Origin of the sequence: Pantoea sp. SORGH_AS_0659 (assembly GCF_031453915.1) — a bacterium.
Taxonomy (GTDB): domain Bacteria; phylum Pseudomonadota; class Gammaproteobacteria; order Enterobacterales; family Enterobacteriaceae; genus Pantoea; species Pantoea leporis.
This window is the reverse complement of sequence record NZ_JAVJAK010000001.1, coordinates 440,770-460,051: the sequence shown is the minus strand read 5'-3', so window position 1 is coordinate 460,051 and position 19,282 is coordinate 440,770. Positions and strand designations below refer to the sequence as shown.

At 55.6% G+C, this 19,282-nt stretch carries 16 protein-coding genes; 6 read left to right on the top strand and 10 right to left on the bottom strand.

All coding sequences use genetic code 11. The annotated features are described in order from the left end of the window. Positions 1 to 6: 6 nt before the first annotated feature. Both aaeA and aaeX read right to left on the bottom strand, forming a co-directional pair. Positions 7 to 936 carry a p-hydroxybenzoic acid efflux pump subunit AaeA gene (gene aaeA / locus Q3H59_RS02340; protein ID WP_101762847.1) on the bottom strand — a complete coding sequence of 310 codons (930 nt, stop codon included), beginning with the start codon at positions 934 to 936 and terminating at the stop codon, positions 7 to 9. 10 nt (positions 937 to 946) lie between these two features. Continuing rightward, complete coding sequence (aaeX, locus tag Q3H59_RS02335; protein ID WP_021508145.1) at positions 947 to 1,150, bottom strand: p-hydroxybenzoic acid efflux pump operon protein AaeX; 204 nt, start codon at positions 1,148 to 1,150, stop codon at positions 947 to 949. Positions 1,151 to 1,408: 258 nt separating this feature from the next. Between aaeX and aaeR the strand changes: the two genes are divergently transcribed. Next, complete coding sequence (aaeR, locus tag Q3H59_RS02330) at positions 1,409 to 2,326, top strand: HTH-type transcriptional activator AaeR (protein ID WP_101762846.1); 918 nt, start codon at positions 1,409 to 1,411, stop codon at positions 2,324 to 2,326. 41 nt (positions 2,327 to 2,367) lie between these two features. Here aaeR and tldD read toward each other — a convergent pair whose 3' ends face one another. The 8 genes from tldD to csrD all read right to left on the bottom strand — a co-directional run bounded on the left by tldD (position 2,368) and on the right by csrD (position 14,781). Beyond that, entirely contained in the window at positions 2,368 to 3,813 is a 1,446-nt protein-coding gene (tldD, locus tag Q3H59_RS02325) for a metalloprotease TldD (protein ID WP_110867445.1), read from the bottom strand. Between the two features lie 64 nt (positions 3,814 to 3,877). Beyond that, entirely contained in the window at positions 3,878 to 7,696 is a 3,819-nt protein-coding gene (gene yhdP / locus Q3H59_RS02320) for an AsmA2 domain-containing protein YhdP (protein ID WP_309832954.1), read from the bottom strand. 46 nt (positions 7,697 to 7,742) lie between these two features. Continuing rightward, entirely contained in the window at positions 7,743 to 9,212 is a 1,470-nt protein-coding gene (gene rng, locus Q3H59_RS02315) for a ribonuclease G (protein ID WP_101762841.1), read from the bottom strand. Next, positions 9,202 to 9,795: a nucleoside triphosphate pyrophosphatase gene (locus tag Q3H59_RS02310; protein ID WP_101762840.1), complete on the bottom strand. Its 594-nt coding sequence runs from the start codon at positions 9,793 to 9,795 to the stop codon at positions 9,202 to 9,204. The genes rng and Q3H59_RS02310 overlap by 11 nt, the downstream gene beginning before the upstream one ends. Positions 9,796 to 9,803: 8 nt before the next feature. Continuing rightward, the gene (gene mreD, locus Q3H59_RS02305; RefSeq protein WP_101762839.1) at positions 9,804 to 10,292 is read right to left on the bottom strand and encodes a rod shape-determining protein MreD; all 489 of its coding nucleotides are present in this window, start codon (positions 10,290 to 10,292) and stop codon (positions 9,804 to 9,806) included. After that, positions 10,289 to 11,323 carry a rod shape-determining protein MreC gene (mreC, locus tag Q3H59_RS02300; protein ID WP_008101989.1) on the bottom strand — a complete coding sequence of 345 codons (1,035 nt, stop codon included), beginning with the start codon at positions 11,321 to 11,323 and terminating at the stop codon, positions 10,289 to 10,291. The genes mreD and mreC overlap by 4 nt, the downstream gene beginning before the upstream one ends. A gap of 157 nt (positions 11,324 to 11,480) precedes the next feature. After that, entirely contained in the window at positions 11,481 to 12,524 is a 1,044-nt protein-coding gene (gene mreB / locus Q3H59_RS02295; protein ID WP_007891976.1) for a rod shape-determining protein MreB, read from the bottom strand. 310 nt (positions 12,525 to 12,834) lie between these two features. Continuing rightward, positions 12,835 to 14,781 carry an RNase E specificity factor CsrD gene (csrD, locus tag Q3H59_RS02290; protein ID WP_137386621.1) on the bottom strand — a complete coding sequence of 649 codons (1,947 nt, stop codon included), beginning with the start codon at positions 14,779 to 14,781 and terminating at the stop codon, positions 12,835 to 12,837. A 324-nt stretch (positions 14,782 to 15,105) separates the two neighbouring features. On the opposite strand from csrD, the gene msrP reads away from it, so the two are divergent. The 5 genes from msrP to accC all read left to right on the top strand — a co-directional run bounded on the left by msrP (position 15,106) and on the right by accC (position 19,250). Next, positions 15,106 to 16,110, top strand: coding sequence for a protein-methionine-sulfoxide reductase catalytic subunit MsrP (msrP, locus tag Q3H59_RS02285; protein ID WP_101762837.1), 1,005 nt, complete (start codon positions 15,106 to 15,108; stop codon positions 16,108 to 16,110). Further along, entirely contained in the window at positions 16,111 to 16,713 is a 603-nt protein-coding gene (msrQ, locus tag Q3H59_RS02280) for a protein-methionine-sulfoxide reductase heme-binding subunit MsrQ (protein WP_222234934.1), read from the top strand. It begins immediately after the preceding gene. A gap of 231 nt (positions 16,714 to 16,944) precedes the next feature. Next, complete coding sequence (aroQ, locus tag Q3H59_RS02275; protein WP_309832939.1) at positions 16,945 to 17,397, top strand: type II 3-dehydroquinate dehydratase; 453 nt, start codon at positions 16,945 to 16,947, stop codon at positions 17,395 to 17,397. A 21-nt stretch (positions 17,398 to 17,418) separates the two neighbouring features. Beyond that, on the top strand, positions 17,419 to 17,889 hold the full coding sequence (accB, locus tag Q3H59_RS02270) for an acetyl-CoA carboxylase biotin carboxyl carrier protein (protein ID WP_101762834.1): 471 nt from the start codon (positions 17,419 to 17,421) through the stop codon (positions 17,887 to 17,889). An 11-nt stretch (positions 17,890 to 17,900) separates the two neighbouring features. Next, positions 17,901 to 19,250 carry an acetyl-CoA carboxylase biotin carboxylase subunit gene (accC, locus tag Q3H59_RS02265; RefSeq protein WP_008101999.1) on the top strand — a complete coding sequence of 450 codons (1,350 nt, stop codon included), beginning with the start codon at positions 17,901 to 17,903 and terminating at the stop codon, positions 19,248 to 19,250. Positions 19,251 to 19,282: the final 32 nt, after the last annotated feature.

Below are 19,282 nucleotides of genomic sequence, written 5' to 3'. Positions count from 1 at the left end.
CCTCGCTTAACCAAACTCACGCAGGCGATTGAACAACTGTGCCAGCGGCGAGACTTTGGTTTCGCGATCCTGCGCACCGGTGATCACCACCGTCGCCGTGGTCCCCGCCGGGAAGCGGTTGCCCGGTTGCTCGTCGAGACGAATACGCACCGGCACACGCTGCGCAAGACGCACCCACTCCAGATTCGAGTCGATGGTCGCCATGCCTTTGCTGTCGCTGGTGCTGCTGCTGTTGGTTACGCCCGCCGCGATGCTGTCAACGGTGCCACGCAGTACCGCGTTGCTCCCCAACGGGGTAATTTGTGCGCGGAAGCCCGGACGCACGCCATCCAGCTTGGTCTCTTCCATATAGGCCAGCACATAGAAGGAGTGCTGTTGCACCAACGCCACGGCTACCGAGCCGCGCGTGATGAATTCGCCCTGATAGACATTGAGGTTGGTGACCCAGCCGTCAGATGGCGCTTTGATAGTGGTGCGATCGAGGTCAATCACCGCCAGATCGCGCGTGGCCACAGACTTCGCCAGCTGATGCTCGCTGGTTTGCAGATCGTTATTGGATTGCTCAATCGCTTCACGCGACATCGCGCTGGTCCCCAACTGATTGCGGCGACTGGCTTCACGGCGTTTTTCACTCACCAAAGCCTGGTAATACTCGACATCCGCCTGGGCTTCGTCCAGCGCTTTTTGGTAGCGCGGACGGTCAACCACAAACAGCGTGTCGCCTTTTTTCACCAGCTGGTTGTCGTGCACCGGCACGTCAGTGATGATGCCGGTGACGTCAGGCGAGATCGCCACCACATCGGCAGAGAATTTGGCATCACGCGTCCACGGTGATTCGGTGTAGAACACCCAGGCGCGGAAGATGATCACGATGGCGATGACAACCAGCAGGAGTGTAATCGCGTATCGCGCGATTTTTCTTATTAGCGCTTTCACTTAAAAAACCTCAGACGAATAAACGGGATACAAGGTAAAACACGCAGCAATATAGCGCAGTGTTAAACAGTGCCGGATGCCAAACCAGATCGTAGATCCCGCTAGGCGTTAGCACGCGTTTCACCAGCCAGAACAGCGCCAGTGAAACCAGTAGTTCAATGAAGATGGGCGGAAAACTCAGCCCGAATACGACAAATACCGGAAGCACACTCATTTCGGATCCTTAGTTCGACCTTGCCGGATTGCACCGATACCTGCCCACGTGCCGTGTAGCACGTTGGGTTTACGATCAGGGGATGACGGATAAACTGATGGCAACATTCAGGCCGCGTTGAGCTAATCATAGCGTATCATCGGGCTAACACAGCCGTGTTCAGGTGCAGTGAAGAGACCCAGCGCGCGTATAGTAACGCGCTTGACTATACGTTTTCTACATATTGTGAGCTAAATCACTTTTTAGCCAGAGTAAACAATGGATCGACTTAAAAGCATGTCCATTTTCGCCAAAGTGGTTGAATTGGGTTCATTTACCGCCGCGGCGCGCCAGCTACAGCTTAGCGTTTCATCTATCAGCCAGATTGTCGCCAAACTGGAAGATGAGTTACAGGTTAAATTGCTTAATCGCAGCACGCGCAGCATTGGCCTGACTGAGGCCGGAAAGATCTATTTTCAGGGCTGTCGCCGCATGCTGGCGGAGGCGTCGCAGGTACACGAGCAGCTGTACGCCTTTAACAACACGCCGATCGGTATTCTACGGATCGGCTGCTCATCGACGATGGCGCAGAATGTGTTATCGGCGATGACCAGCGAAATGTTACGCGAATATCCGGGTTTGGGCGTCAATCTGGTGACGGGCATTCCTGCTCCCGATTTGATTGCCAACGGTTTGGATTTGGTGGTGCGCGTGGGCGCGCTGCAGGATTCGAACTTGTTCTCGCGTCGGCTGGGTGCAATGCCGATGGTGGTGTGCGCGGCGAAGAGCTATCTGGCGCAGCATGGCACGCCGGAAAAACCCAGCGAGATCGATAATTTTTCGTGGCTGGAATATAGCGTGCGGCCGGATAACACTTTTGAACTGGTTGCGCCGGAAGGATTGGTTACCCGCCTTACGCCGCAAGGCCGTTTCGTCACCAACGATTCGCAGACGCTGATTCGCTGGCTTAAAGCAGGTTGCGGTATCGCCTATGTGCCGTTGATGTGGGTGATTGATGAGATCAATGCGGGGGAGATCGATATTCTGTTCCCGCAATATCACTCGGAGCCGCGCCCGGTCTATGCGCTCTATACTGAGAAAGACAAGCTGCCGCTGAAAGTGCAGGTGTGCATTGATTATCTGACCGAGTATTTCAGGCAGGTAGCGCAGCAGTATCAGCAGCATCGGAAAGGTTGAGGGCAGATGTTCAGGTCGCCATACATGGCGACCTGACAACGTTAGGCGGTACCACCTACGGTGATTTTATCCAGCTTCAGCGTTGGCTGACCCACGCCAACCGGTACGCTTTGTCCCTCTTTACCGCATACGCCGACGCCTTTATCCAGCGCCAGATCGTTGCCGACCATCGAGATCTGCTGCATCGCTTCGATGCCGGAGCCAATCAGCGTGGCGCCTTTCACGGGCGTCGTCACTTTGCCGTTCTCGATCAGATAAGCTTCTGAGGTGGAGAACACGAACTTGCCGGACGTGATATCAACCTGGCCGCCGCCGAAGTTTGGCGCGTAAATGCCGTACTCTACGCTTTCAATGATATCTTGCGGCGTCGATTTGCCTGCCAGCATGTAAGTGTTGGTCATGCGCGGCATTGGCAAGTGCGCGTAAGATTCACGGCGACCATTGCCAGTTGGATTGACGCCCATCAGGCGCGCATTCAACTTGTCCTGCATGTAGCCTTTCAGCACGCCATTTTCGATCAGCATGTTGTACTGGCCCGGCACGCCTTCATCATCGACCGCCAGTGAACCGCGCAGACCTTCAATGGTGCCATCGTCAACCACGGTACACAGCTCTGAAGCCACCAGCTGGCCCATTTTGCCGCTGAATACCGATGTCGCACGACGGTTGAAGTCACCTTCCAGACCATGTCCAACTGCTTCGTGCAGCAGCACACCCGGCCAACCTGCGCCCAGCACCACCGGCAACATGCCAGCGGGTGCCGCCACGGCGGAGAGATTGACCAGCGCCATGCGCACCGCTTCGCGCGCCCAGGCATCGGCACGCACATCACCGCTCTCATCAGCGAGGAAGAATTCATAACCGGTACGCGCGCCGCCGCCGCTTGAGCCACGTTCGCGTTTACCCTGATCTTCCACCTGCACGCTGATGGAAAGACGCACCAGCGGACGAATATCTGCGGCCAGCGTGCCGTCAGTTGCGGCGACCAGCACCTGTTCGTAAACACCGCTCAAGCTGGCATTCACTTCCTGCACACGTGGATCGGCAGCACGCGCCACTTTATCAACACGGTGCAGCAGGGCAATTTTGTCTTCGCGCGTCAGGCTATCCAGCGGATTAACGGGCGCATACAACGAACGGTTCAGCACCGCCGATAAGGTATGCGCTTTACCGTTGCCTTGTTCACGCACGATGCTGCGCGCCGCTTCAGACGACTGACGCAGTGCATTCAGGGAAATCTGGTCAGCGTAGGCGAAACCGGTTTTCTCGCCGCTCACGGCGCGGACGCCCACGCCCTGATCGATATGGTAAGAACCATCTTTAATAATTTTGTCTTCCAGCACCCAGGATTCGTGGAAACTGGACTGGAAATAGAGATCGGCATAATCCAGACGACGTTCTGAAAGCTGCCCTAACAGGGAATAAAGGTCCTGCTGATTAATGCTGTTCGCAGTTAGCAACTGCTCACTTACCAGATTCAGAGTCATCGTTTCTCACTCATTATGTGCTCGGATAGTCATAGCCTGCGGCAATTACCCGACGGCGTCAAATTCACTTCTTCTCGTCTTCACGCGGTTTGCGCAGTACTTCATTGATTTCCGGCTTATCCAGCGGTCCGCTGATGTGGTAGCGCAACAGTGAAATCTTATTCCACAGCGGTCCCAGCACTTTGCTGGCGGCGAAGACCGCAGCACCGACCACCGGATTGATGACGAATGCAGTGGCGACGCCAACCGACGCGGAGATTTCCGGGGCGACCACCGCTTCCATGTCGATCTGGCGCTTCACCAAATCGATGTTGCCCTTCATGGCGATATCCGCTTCCAGGCCATCCACCAGCAGGTTATCGGTACGCATCACACCGTTTTCAATCCACGCGGTGCCGTTGATCGAATCGAAATAGAAACCGTCACTAAAGGTGTCGCTGAAATCGAAGCGCATCTTGCGTAGCAAGGCATCAAAGCTAAACAGGCGCAGCAACTGCCCGGCACGGCCGGTGTTCACATCGGCGATCTGACCTTTGCCAAAGTGGGTTTTCAGCGTACCGCTTAGCGTCTCTTCCGATGGCTGCCACGGCGCAGAACGCCAGTGCAGATCGTAATCGAGTTTAAACGGTGCATCGCGCAGCGGCGTATTCATGCCAAACCAGTTAGCCGCGTCATTGATGTTGTCGCCGCTCAGGCTGCCCTTCAGCGAAGTGCGCTGATCGCCGGGTTTATTCACCCATTCACCCGCCACATTTAATTTAGAGCTGCCAGAATCAATCGAGGCGTTAGTAAGTGCTAACGTATCGCCTTGCGGCTGTAGCTTCGCCTGCATATGGCCAAACTTCTGCCCGCGAATCCAGCACTCATCACAGTTGAGCTGCAACGCTGGCCAGCTGCTGAAGTTGATGTTTCTGCTGTTGCCGCCAAACGGCGATGATTTTCCATCGCTTTTCTCAGCCCATTCAGGATTGTAGTAAAGATAGCTCAGGTTGATCTGCCACGGAGAGCGCTGCGCCGTCTGCAAACTGCCACGTGCTTCACGGCTCTCCAGCTGCAAGTGGGTATTGCCGGCTGGCCCCTGCGTAACGGTAGCGTTAACGTCGTGCCATTGCTGACCACCAAGCGTCAGCGCCGGTGTGCGCAGAATAAAGTCGCCCGGCAGCGCCGCGCCGCCCACTTCCGGCTCGCCCTGAGCGTTACGCGCACTGCCCGCGCCAGCCATCATCCCCATCCAGGCTTCGCCATTCAGCGGCGGGAGATTCAGCTCCATGCCGCGCTTCTCGGGCAGCTTCGGTGTGCTTTTCGCATCATTCAGCCAGATCCCGCGATCAACGCGCAGCTGCGGCTCCAGAATCCAGCGGCTATTGAAACGATGGCGCTCGCGCACGCTGCCGCTCAAGGTAAAGCCTTTCAGATCGCCATCCGCGTTGATGGTAATCGGCATCGCTTCACCAGCCGCTTTATCCAGCGGTGCTGGTAAGTGACTGCTTACTGCTTTGCCCTCGCCTTGCAGTGCCACTTTGTAGGTTGCGCCGCCTTTATGCGGCAGCGTGATATCCACATTGCCCTGCCACGGTAAAGAGCCGTCTAACTGACGCGTGATGGCATCCGGCAGCACCTTGAGTTTACCTGGCTGCCAATCGCCCAGCAGTTTGACGTTCACGCCAAAATCATTGGGATTCTCTTTCGTGCTGAAACTCACGCCGGTTGGCTGTCCGAACCAGTTGGCCTGCAGCTCTTCACTCTCCAGATTGCCGTTATTGTAACGGAAGCGGCCGGTGAGATTGTTCAGCGTGGTATTTAACGGCTTGATATGCAGGCTGTTGTTGTTCAGCATCACATTGCCGCTGGCGTGCACCTGCTCGCCATCCAGTGGAATATCAAGATTCAACGTGCCGCGCACATTGCCGCCAATCTGTAGCTCCTGCAGCGCCGCGCCGAGCGTCGGTTTCAGCGGTGTTTGCTCGAAATAGTCAGCGATTTTTTTGCCTTCGCCGCTGATATCGCCATCGATGATCAACTTCTCTTTTAGGTAATCCGGGATCACCGCGCTGACGTTGCGCGCATCAACCTCGCCGAGCCTGGTTTTATCGGCTTTCATCCACAAACCGTTGTTGAGGAAGTCGAGATTGATGTCGAGGTTTTCCAGCGCTGGCCAGCCGGGCTGGAACTGGAAGGTGGCATTGCGCAGCGGAACCCAAACTTCAAACATGCCGTCATTGTGTTTGAACGGGAACAGCGAGGGATCGCCAGCAAACAGCAGCGTGGCGTTATCCACCTGCCCGCCTTTAATCGCGTCACTGAGATAGTGAGTAAGATCGTGGCCCATCAGCTGCTGCGGGAAATAGCGCCACGCATCGCCAGCATCGGTAACGCGAATTCCGGCGAGAATATCGAGGCGCGGCGCGCTACCCAAATTCTGCTGGTAGCGGAAATCGCCGCGTGCCCACAGCGAACGGGCCTGCACATCCAGCTGATGTCCATCCAGCGTTAAGCCGTTAGCATCGCGTAGCCAGTTGAGCTGGCCAGTGATCTGTTTAATCTGCAGCGGAGCCTGAAACATATCGCCGTACGGTACTTCCGCCTGGCCCATCGCCACATCCAGCAAGCCGTTGTTTAAGCTGCCGCTGGCGCTCCCGCTGAGATTGCTGATACCCGGCAGTAATTCCCACTGTTGCCAGGCGAGATCGCGCCATTTCACCTGCAAACGCGTTTGCTCAGGCTGCTGCAGCGGGATATCCAGCGCCAGCGCATCAATGTGGCCGCGTGGCTGTAGCGCACGCCAGTTATCCAGCAAGGTTGGGGAAAGCGGTGCAAACAGCGGAACGACGGGCGCCAGACGTTCTAAATCCAGCTGCGTGGCACGCACGCGCATCTCCGGCGCACTGTTGGCGCCGAGCATCTGCTTATCTTCTGGCTTCCACAGCAGGGAAAAATGTCCTGGCGCCCATGCGATGCCATCCGTTCTCAAGCGGGTTTGCGGTACCGAAAGGCTCCAGCCATTCTGGTAGCGCGACAAGTGCGCGGTTAAGCCATCAACCTCTAATTGATGATCGCCCTGCTCGCCGCGCCAGCGCGCGCCACCTTTGCTCAACAGCAAATCACCGGCGTAGAGATCGCCATCGCGCAAATTCGCCCACGCGGCCAGACTGAAGCGCGCGCTTTCAAGGCTGGTGTTATCACGCAGCCACGGACCAATCCACGGTCGCACATCCACATCATCGGCCTGCATCCAGATGCGGCCATCGCTGAGTAAACCGTTGCTGTCGTTGAGATCGAGCCTCACCTGCACCACGCCATGCTGGCCGGTAAAACTGGAGAGGCTCACTTCGCCCTCGGCGCGGTGACGGGTATTTTCGTTCAGCCAGGTAAGGCGTGGAATCGCCAGTTCAGCATGCTGGCCGGACGGCGTCAGAAAACGGATGCTGCTGTCGCGCAGATCGAAGTGATCGAACTGACGCAAAAACAGATCGTTAATTTGCGCCGGTTTGAAGCTGTTCTTCTGTTCGTCACTGGTGAACAGCGGATGGTTGGTTTCGAGATGCAGCTGCCAGAAGGTGAGATCGCGGAATTGCCAGCGCCAGTGCAGCAGCGATTGCCACACATTGAGCGCCAGATTGACGCGGCCGATGGTCAGTTGCCCATCTTCCTGCATCGCGACGTTGAGATTGCGCATCTGCAGCGTCGGGCCAAAATTCTCCCATTTGCCCTGCAGTTCGCTGGCCGTCACCGTGACGCCGCTGACGCGTGAGATCGTCTGCAGAATATCGCTGCGATAACTGTTGAGGTGCGGCATCACGAGGCGCAACCCGCTGACCAGCAGCGCCACAATTACGATGATTGCGGCGAGCAGCAGTAACAAAATCCTCGGCAACCGCCTCACACACCTCTCCTTGCTGTCCGTTGGCTTGCGGAACTCAACCTCAAAATCACATCATGACGACATCAAACTGCTCTTGGGTATAGAGCGGTTCAACATGAACTTTGACCTGTTTCCCGACGAAAATCTCCACTTCCGCCAGCGCGTGTGACTCTTCGCCCTTCAGCGCGTCGCCCACCGCCGGGGAAACGTACACCAGGAAACGGTCGGAATCGTAGGCGTGATGCACGCGCACAATTTCACGCATGATCTCATAGCAGACGGTTTCCACCGTTTTCAAGGTGCCGCGCCCTTTACACACCGGGCAATCGGCGCACAGCACATGTTCAATACTTTCACGCGTGCGTTTACGCGTCATCTCCACCAAACCGAGCGCCGAGAAACCATTGATGCCGGTTTTCACCCGATCTTTGCTCAGCGCGCTCTCCAGCGAATGCAGCACGCGGCGGCGATGCTCGTCGTTACTCATGTCGATGAAATCGATAATGATGATGCCGCCGAGGTTGCGCAGTCGCAGCTGACGCGCGATCGCTTGCGTCGCTTCAATGTTGGTGTTGAAGATGGTCTCGTCGAGATTGCGGTGTCCGACAAACGCACCGGTGTTGATATCCACCGTGGTCATGGCTTCGGTTTGATCGATAATCAGATAGCCGCCGGATTTTAGCTCGACCTTACGCTCCAGCGAACGCTGGATTTCGTTCTCAACGTCGAACAGATCAAAAATCGGCTGTTTGCCGCTGTAAAGCTCCAGCTTGCTGGCCATTTCCGGAATATATTCGCTGGTAAATTCCACCAGCAAATCACAGGTCAAACGTGAGTCCACGCGAATGCGATCCAGCGCGGCACCGGCGAAATCACGCAGCACGCGCTGCGCTAATGCCAGTTCACCGTAGAGCAGGCAGCGCGTCTGATTACGCTTTTTACGCTCGCTGACTTTGGTCCACAAACGTTTCAGGAAAGCGGCATCCTGCGACAACTCTTCTGAACCAATGCCTTCCGCAGCGGTACGAATAATAAAGCCGCCGAGATCGTCACAGTGCGCTGCAACCACCGTTTTCAGTCGTTCACGCTCGGCCTCGCTCTCAATACGCTGCGAGACGCCGACGTGTGACGCGCCAGGCATAAACACCAGATAGCGCGAGGGCAAAGTAATGTCGGTGGTGAGGCGCGCACCTTTGGTGCCCAGCGGATCTTTCACCACCTGCACCATCAGATCCTGGCCGGGACGCACCAGCTCGCCAATGTCGCGCACCACAAAATTTTTCTTCTCATCACCCGCCACGCATTCGGTGTGCGGCATGATGTCGGAAGCGTGCAGAAAGGCGGCTTTTTCCATGCCGATATCGACAAAGGCCGCCTGCATGCCAGGTAAGACGCGACTGACGCGTCCTTTATAGATGTTGCCCACGATGCCACGTCGTGCTTCACGCTCAATGTGGATTTCCTGCAGAATGCCGCCATCAATATAGGCAACACGGGTTTCTGAAGGTGTCACATTTACCAGCAGTTCAGCCGTCATCTTGTCCCCTTAACGCCCGCAGTGACTGAAAATGACTCAGCAGCTCACCGGTCTCAACCAGCGGCAATCCCACCACGGCGTGATAACTTCCATTAATCTTGCGGACAAAATTGCCGCCAAGGCCCTGAATGCCGTACGCGCCGGCTTTATCCATCGGCTCGCCACTGGCGATATAGTGCGAAATTTCCTCCGCCGTCATCGTGCGGAAGGTCACGTCCGTGGTCACCAGACAATCCAGCTCACGCTGCGTATCGGCCAGCGCCACCGCGGTCATCACCTGATGAGTTTGTCCCGACAGCTTGCTCAGCATCGCGGCGGCGTGCGCGGCATCCTGCGGTTTTTCCAGTACTTCACCGTTCAGCACCACGATGGTATCAGCACCCAGCACCGGCAGATCCTGCGGTGCCACCGCAACGCCCGCGCGCGCCTTATCCGACGCCAGACGACGCACGTAAGCGTCAGCCGCTTCTTCAGGCTGACGCTGCTCTTCTACGTGGGTAATCAGGCGTTCAAATTGCAGACCAAGCTGCGTTAACAGCTCACGTCGACGCGGTGAACCGGATGCGAGGTACAGGCTTATCATAGTATTCCTTACTGAACAGCGAATTGACGGCGAATCTTTCTCATCAATAAGAATAGCCAGGGCCACAGGACGCCGTCGACCACGCTACTCCAGAAGATTTCCGGGCGGAAAGAGACGTTGATCACCAGGAATTCTGCCCAGAAAACAATCACATCCACCGCAAGGGACAGCACCATAACCATTAATGCCTGCTGCCACAACGCTAAGTTTCGGAATAACTGAAATTTAAAGGCCACCAGATACGCGATGATGCTAAAGGCTAATGCGCGCACGCCCAGCGTTGAACCCGCCACCAGATCCATAATGGCACCAAGACAAAAACCGGTGCCAACATTCACCCGATGCGGCAGCGCCAGCACCCAATAAATGAGGATCAGCAACAGCCATGATGGCCGGAACATATAGATCTGTTCCGGCCACGGCATGATTTGCAGGATGAGGGCAATCAGAAAGGACAGCCAGATAACCCATCGGCCCTGGCTGCGATATCGACTCAAGGCTGGCCTCCGCGTGTGTTCGCAGAATTCCCTTGCGAACGACTGCTGTTAGCGGGTTGCGGTGGCCCCATTTGCTGCGAAGACTGCAAAGTATCCGGTGCCGGTGGGCCCATTTCGCCTGCTGGCGGCAGCACCTGCGGCATCATCTGCATTAAACGTTCGTTGGCCACGCGATGCACTTCGTCCGGTGCCATCGGTGCGACGCCGTTGCGATCCGCGCCCCACAGCAGCAGCAGATAGCGCAATCGCTGCAAGCCAGCGGCTGGACGCGCCTGAATCACCGTGTAAGCGCGCTGCGTATCGACTTTCACCGAAGAGACCACGCCAACCGGATAACCTTCCGGGAAGCGGCCGCCCAGGCCAGACGTGACTAACACATCGCCCACGCGAATATCGGTGTTGCCCGGTAGATGCTCCAGCTGCAGATCTTCGCTGCAGCCATTACCGGCGGCTATAACACGAATATCATTACGCAGCACCTGAATCGGCAACGCATGCGACGCGTCGCAAATCAACAGTACGCGGCTGGTCACCTGACCCACCGCGACCACCTGACCGACTACACCTTTATCACTGATCACCGGCTGGCCTTCGTAAACACCGTTTACGCTGCCTTTGTCGATAACCACCTGATCGGTATAAGGATCGGTGCCGGTGGAGATCACCTGCGTCACCATCTTGTGCTCATCCTGGCGCAGCGGCGAGCCAAGCAGTTCGCGCAGACGCGCGTTTTCCTGCTTATATTGCCCCAGCATCAGCAAGTCACTGTTTTTCAGGAAGAGCTCACGGCGCAGTGCTTTATTTTCCAGTTCCAATTGCTGACGTGACGCCAGGGTTTCGGAAACGCCATCAAGAAGTTGTCTTGGCCCGTTGGCCAAAAAATAAAATGGACTGACCGATGTGTCCAGGTAGTTGCGGATCTGGGAAAAGGAGCTCACGCGGCTATCGGCGATAATAATCGCGATAGCCACAATGACTGCCAGAAAGAGGCGCAACTGCAGGGAAGGTCCCCTGCTAAAAATCGGCTTCATAAATTCTGCGTGTTCCTCGACATCAGGGAAGAAGCGTTAGCCTAAATCACCAACGCCTCCAGGGCTGGACGCATCTCGCCGTCGTGCGTTGCAGCAGCAGCGTCAGCATAGGCGCTATTCCCTGCGCAATTTGACCAGGGCCTCAGCCGTTGAGGAATTACTCCTCGCTGAACAAATCGCCGCCATGCATGTCGATCATTTCCAACGCTTTACCACCGCCGCGTGCTACGCAGGTCAGCGGATCTTCTGCCACGACCACCGGAATACCGGTCTCTTCCATCAGCAGGCGATCGAGGTTACGCAGCAATGCGCCACCTCCGGTCAGCACCATACCGCGCTCGGAGATGTCAGAGGCCAGCTCTGGCGGGCACTGTTCCAGTGCAACCATCACCGCGCTCACTATGCCGGTCAGCGGTTCCTGCAGCGCTTCAAGAATCTCGTTCGAGTTCAGGGTAAAGCCACGTGGCACACCTTCTGCCAGGTTACGGCCGCGAACTTCAATCTCGTGTACTTCATCGCCCGGATAAGCAGAACCGATACCATGCTTGATACGCTCTGCAGTCGCTTCACCAATCAGTGAACCGTAGTTGCGGCGAACATAATTAATGATAGCTTCATCGAAGCGGTCACCACCAATACGCACAGAAGAGGAGTAAACCACGCCGTTCAGCGAGATCACTGCTACTTCAGTGGTACCACCACCGATATCCACCACCATAGAACCGGTTGCTTCAGAAACCGGCAGACCTGCACCAATCGCCGCCGCCATTGGCTCTTCAATCAGGAACACTTCGCGTGCGCCTGCACCCTGTGCAGATTCACGGATGGCGCGACGCTCAACCTGGGTCGCACCCACCGGTACGCAGACCAGCACACGCGGGCTTGGACGCATAAAGCTATTGCTATGCACTTGCTTAATGAAGTGCTGCAGCATTTTTTCGGTAACGAAGAAGTCGGCGATCACGCCATCTTTCATAGGACGGATAGCAGCGATGTTGCCCGGCGTACGGCCCAGCATCTGCTTAGCGTCATGACCGACAGCCGCTACGCTCTTTGGGGAGCCGGCACGATCCTGACGAATGGCAACCACAGAAGGCTCGTTTAACACGATGCCTTGTCCTTTCACGTAAATCAGGGTATTCGCGGTACCCAGGTCAATGGACAAGTCATTGGAAAACATGCCACGAAATTTTTTAAACATACTAAGGGATAATCCTGCAAGCTGGGGGCGGAAAATAAAATCCGCCTACTTTACCAACCACGCGAAGCCGCTACAAGGCGCAAAAACGTTCGGCTTCGGTGAAAAAATACGCTGAATACTTTTTTGGCCTGATCGTAGGGTCTTTTGCCGCAGTTAAATGGCGTTAACTCGCCGTTTTAACCTAAATTGCCCCGGCGCTAGCCGGCGAATTTCGACATAAAATCTAACATTTCCAGCCGCCAGCATCGCGCGCTCCGGCACTAATAAGCGATAAAAACAGCCATCAGCCTGCACTTCGCGCGCTGAAGGTCTAAATTCGATAACGTTGCGAGTGTTTCTTTACATTACTGTTGACCGGCAACGAAGGCGCAAAGAAATCGCCCTGCCCGCCCGAAACACCTAATCCCGACAGCGTTTGCCACTCCGCGCGTGTTCGCACACCCGCGGCGAAAACTTGAGTTGGCGATGACTTACACACTTCCAGCAAGCTCTGCACAAACAGCTGGTTCTCGGTGCGTCGTTCAATATTGCGTACCAAACCCGGCGCAAGTTTAATCACTTCTATCGGGAATTGTTTGATATAAGCGCTGCTCACCACCGTCAAACCAGCCTGATCCACCGCAATGCGACAGCCAAATGCGGTTAACATGTGAAAAACCGGCACTAAACGGCTGATGTGTTGACAAACGTCGGCCTCAGCAAGTTCAAATAAAAAACGTTTTCTTTGCGATTTGCTGCACTGCAGCAGCAGTTTTTGCAGCCAGCGCTGAAAAGGCCGCTGCAACAGCGAATCAATATTCACGGGAAGTGCCAGAGTTTCGTCCGGCCACACTTCCGAAAGCGCCGCGATGCGCGTCACCAGTTGACGATCCCAGCTGTCAGTCATACCCAGCTGCAATACCAGCGGCATAAACTCAGCCGACACCACTTCTTTGTCGCCATCAAACACACGCGTCAGTAATTCACGATGATGGACTTTTCCATCCAGCAACACCGCCGGCTTTTGGTACAGTCGCGGACCACCACGATTGAGCGTGTTCTCCAGCAAGGTCCGCCAGCGCACACTGCCGCGCCCCATATCCAGCGTATTGCCTTCGCCAACCGACCAGCTATTACCGCCCTGCAATGCCGCACGCCGCGTAGCCATCTCCACATTTTCCATCACCTGCGACACGCTCTGACCGCTGCGCCACGCGCTGATGCCGATGTGGATCAAATCATCACGATCGACCATGCGCATCGGCGGCAGTGAATCGACGGCATTAATCAGTTGATCGGCAATGCTGTTGGCTTCTTTTAAAGTGCGATGCGGCAGCAAGACGGCGAAATCACTGCGGAAATATCGCGCCAGCAGCGCGCCCGGATAGCGCAGCACAAAGGTCGACAGCATATTAATCAAATCAAACAGATACTCTTCCACCAGCGTTGGGCCGAGGGTTTCGTGCAGCATATCGAGGTCCGGCAGACGCACCATCATCACCACGCCGTGCGTGCCGACATCTTCCTGATCTTCCAGCAACGTCGCCAATTGGTTATCAAAGAACAAACGATTGTTCAGGCCGGTACGCGGATCTTGCGCCGCAAAGGTGCGAATTAAGGTATCGATGCGTAAACGCTGCTCGCCCGCTTCCTGCAGATCGCCCAGCAGCGCATCGATGGCGCGACTGGCTTTCGGCGGCCATTCCGCCGCATGGTCACCCTGCGAATGACGTTCACCGGTCAGAATGCGATCGGCGCGCGCTTCTAACTGTTCCATATCCTGCCAGCGCCGCTTGAGCCAGCGATTGGTCATGACCAGCAGCACGCACATGATCGCGACGACCGTAAACAGGACCACCAGCGTATAAGTGCCGGTAAAGGAGCGAAACAGGGTTTTGGCCGGATCCAGCACCACCACGCGCAGTTCGAGGCCCGGCGAATGCGTCAGGGGCAAATCGAACTGCACAAAGCGATTAGGCTCATCTTCTAACATCGGATTTTCATGGCGGGCTAAACTGAACACTAACGTATCGCCGTTCAGCAGTTGCACCTGTTCGGCATTGACCACCGGCATCATGCGCGTTAGCCACTGCGTGATTTCCTGCGGCGATTGTGAAGCCAATGCTTTATCTACTTCAGTCGCCAGCGTTTGCATCCGCGTTTCCACGCGCTGCTGCGATAGCCAGATAAAACTAAAAGCGCAGCCCACCAGCATCAATATCATCGCCAGTAAACTTAATAAGGTAATAAACGCAGAAAATTTAGTTGTTAATCGCATCCCTGTGCCTGCATCACTGCGGTTATGAACGGTGTTAATCCGTCGGCGCCACGCTTACCCCTGGCGCAAACCTGAGCAAAATAGCACAAATCAAGGTGTGATTCAGCGCCAGACTGGCATCAAAATCGCACATAACACAGCATGATAAGCGCTACGGCGCGAGTATAGCGTTAAACCGTGATGGCCTGACTTTGCTATGGGCTTTTTCGTCCTATTCTCAAAGAGGGCGATGCGCCAGGAAATTTCACATTTTTCCCCGCAAGTTCGCGCCTGACACTGAAGTTGAGCATGCTGGTCATAATTTACTATTCACAGGAGAACGTCATGAACCTGAAGCACTTGCTCACAGAAGCCGACGTCACGCCAGAAAGCGTCTTTAATATGCGCCGCCGTCAGGTGCTGAAAGCGTTGGGATTAGGCGCAGCAGCAGCCAGTTTACCCGGCACCGCGCAAGCCGATGTGCTGAGCTGGTTTAAAGGCAATGATCGCCCGCCCGCGCCCGCTGGCCGTGATTTAGATTTCACTAAACCGGCTGAATGGCAGGCCGATTTGCCGCTCACGCCGTTTGATAAGGTGTCAGGTTATAACAACTTCTATGAATTTGGCCTTGATAAAGCCGATCCTGCTGCCAACGCTGGCACGCTGAAAACCGATCCGTGGAAGCTGCGTATCGAAGGCGAAGTTGCCAAACCGATCACGCTGGATATGGATGACATCTTCAAGCGTTTTGCCATGGAGCAGCGCATCTACCGCATGCGCTGTGTCGAAGCCTGGTCGATGGTGATTCCGTGGGTCGGTTTTGAACTCAACAAGCTGCTCAAACTGGCTGAACCCACCAGCAATGCGCGCTTTGTGGCGTTTGAAACGCTGTACGCACCCGACCAAATGCCGGGTCAGAAAGATCGCTTTATCGGCGGCGGGCTGGATTATCCCTATGTGGAAGGCTTGCGTCTTGATGAAGCGATGCATCCGCTGACGCTGCTGAGTACCGGCGTGTATGGCAAAGCGCTGCCTCCGCAGAATGGCGCACCGATTCGCCTGACGGTGCCGTGGAAATATGGCTTCAAAGGGATTAAATCGATTGTGAAGATTACGCTGACGCACGATCGCCCGCCAACGACCTGGAGCCAGATCGCCGCCAATGAGTATGGTTTTTACGCCAATGTGAACCCGCATGTGAATCATCCGCGCTGGTCGCAGGCAACCGAGCGCTTTATCGGCGCGGGCGGCATTCTGAAGGTTGATCGCCAACCTACGCTGCTGTTCAACGGCTACGCGAAAGAGGTGGCGTCACTGTATCGCGGCCTGGATTTACGGGAGAACTATTGAGTGCGCCTCTCTTTACGTCACATCACTGCGTTGAAAGTCGTGCTGCATCTGGCGGCTTTTCTGCCGTTTGTGTATCTGTTTATGGCAGCGAGTCAGGGCTGGCTGAGCGCTGATCCGGCCAAAGATATCCAGCATTTTACCGGCAGAATGGCGCTAAAGTTGCTGCTCGCCACGCTGCTGGTCAGCCCGCTGACACGCTACCTGAAACAGCCGCTGCTGATTCGCACTCGCCGCCTGCTCGGCGTGTGGTGTTTCGCCTGGGCCAGTTTGCACCTTACCAGCTACTACCTGCTGGAACTTGGCTACGATCATCTGCGTTTACTCGGCAGCGAGCTGGTTTCGCGTCCTTATTTGTTACTGGGGATGATCAGCTGGATTATTCTCTGCGCCCTCGCCATCACCTCATTCCAGCGCATGCAGCGCAAACTGGGGCGTCGCTGGCAAACGCTGCATAACGGCGTCTATCTGGTCGCGATCCTCGTGCCGATTCACTATATCTGGTCAGTGAAAGTGCTCTCCCCGCAGCCGGTGATCTACGCCGTGCTGGCCATTGCGCTGTTAGCGTGGCGTTACAATAAGTTGCGTAAACTTCTCCCCAGATAATCCCCGCACGGTTGTGTTCCTCCCGCGAGATCTGTTAAAAAGTGTGGCCTTCGGCCGCATTCGATCAACTTCGCAGATAAGACCAGTATTTTGCTGCGAATGTCGACGAAACGGATATAATGCCCGGCTTTATTGCAAGCGAAGTCTGGTTTTTCATCCGCAAGGGTGACAAACGCAAGATGTCGCGGTATTTTACGCGATGCCTTACTGATTGCAGGAGATAGCAGCAAGATGGCGCACAAATTTCACATACTGCTTTTGAACGGTCCCAACCTGAATCTACTGGGAACGCGCGAGCCTGATAAGTATGGTCACACCACGCTGGCGCAAATCGTCGGCGATCTGACGCAACAGGCCGATCAGCACCATGTGAAATTGAGTCATTTGCAATCGAACGCAGAGTTTCAGTTGATTGACCGTGTTCACGAAGCCCGCGGCAACGTGGACTACATCATCATCAATCCTGCTGCGTTCACGCATACCAGCGTTGCACTGCGTGATGCCCTGTTGGCGGTTAGCATTCCTTTTATTGAGGTGCATCTCTCGAACGTGCATGCACGCGAACCGTTCCGACATCACTCCTATCTTTCCGATGTATCTGCCGGCGTCATCTGTGGACTTGGCGCTGATGGATACGCGTGGGCTTTACAAACGGCAGTAAAACGCCTGTCACATTCCAATTAAACAGAGTACGGAACCACACTCATGGATATTCGTAAAATTAAGAAACTGATCGAACTGGTTGAAGAGTCTGGCATCTCCGAGCTGGAAATCTCCGAGGGCGAAGAGTCCGTTCGTATCAGCCGTTCACCTGCAAATGCCGGCTACCCAATGATGCAGCAGGCTTATGCTGCGCCAATGATGCAGCAGCAGCCTGCGTTGTCTACCGCGGTGGCGCCTGCCGCACCGGTTGCAGCAGAAGCCGCTAAACCAGAAATCAGTGGCCACATCGTGCGTTCACCAATGGTCGGCACTTTCTATCGCACGCCAAGCCCAGATGCGAAAGCTTTCGTTGAAGTTGGCCAGAAAGTGAATGCCGGCGACACCCTGTGCATCGTTGAAGCGATGAAAATGATGAACCAGATCGAAGCCGACAAATCCGGCGTTGTGAAGGCGATTCTGGTCGAAAGCGGCCAACCGGTTGAATTTGACGAGCCGCTGGTCATCATCGAATAACGAGGCGAAGCATGCTGGATAAAATTGTCATTGCTAACCGTGGTGAGATCGCGCTGCGCATTCTGCGTGCCTGCAAAGAGCTGGGCATTAAGACTGTTGCCGTGCACTCCACCGCGGACCGTGACCTGAAGCACGTGCTGCTGGCAGACGAGACCGTCTGCATCGGCCCGCCACCTTCAGTCAAAAGCTACCTGAACATCCCGGCACTGATCTCCGCCGCTGAAATTACCGGCGCGGTCGCGATCCACCCGGGTTACGGCTTCCTCTCTGAGAACGCCGATTTCGCCGAGCAGGTTGAGCGTTCAGGCTTTATCTTCATTGGCCCGAAAGCCGACACCATTCGCCTGATGGGCGACAAAGTGTCTGCCATCACCGCCATGAAGAAAGCAGGCGTGCCCACCGTGCCAGGTTCTGATGGCTCGCTGACCGACGACATGGAAAAAAACCGTGCCTTCGCTAAGCGCATCGGTTATCCGGTGATCATCAAAGCCTCCGGCGGCGGCGGCGGTCGCGGTATGCGCGTAGTGCGCAGCGACAAGGATCTTGAGCAATCCATCAACATGACGAAAGCGGAAGCCAAAGCGGCTTTCAACAACGACATGGTGTACATGGAGAAGTACCTCGAGAATCCACGCCACATTGAGATTCAGGTGCTGGCCGACGGCCAGGGTAACGCGATCTATCTGGCGGAACGTGACTGCTCAATGCAGCGTCGTCACCAGAAAGTCGTCGAAGAAGCGCCAGCGCCAGGCATCACGCCGGAACTGCGTCGCTACATCGGTGAGCGCTGCTCTAAAGCCTGTATCGATATCGGCTATCGCGGTGCAGGTACCTTCGAGTTCCTGTACGAAAACGGTGAGTTCTACTTCATCGAGATGAACACCCGTATTCAGGTGGAACATCCGGTGACTGAGATGATCACCGGCGTCGATCTGATCAAAGAGCAGCTGCGTATTGCTGCTGGTCAGCCGCTATCGATCAAGCAGGAAGACGTGGTGATTCGCGGTCATGCGGTTGAATGCCGTATCAACGCCGAAGATCCCAACACCTTCCTGCCAAGCCCAGGCAAGATCACCCGTTTCCACGCGCCGGGCGGCTTTGGTGTACGTTGGGAATCGCATATCTATGCCGGTTACAGCGTGCCACCGTACTACGATTCCATGATTGGTAAGCTGATTACCTACGGTGAAAACCGTGACGTGGCAATCTCGCGCATGAAGAATGCGCTGGCGGAACTGATCATCGACGGCATCAAGACCAACATTGAGCTGCAGATGAAAATCATGTCCGACGAAAACTTCCAGCAGGGTGGCACCAACATCCACTATCTGGAGAAAAAACTCGGCCTGCAAGAGAAGTAATTGCAGCGCAGAGCAAAGCAGAGGCCGGTTAA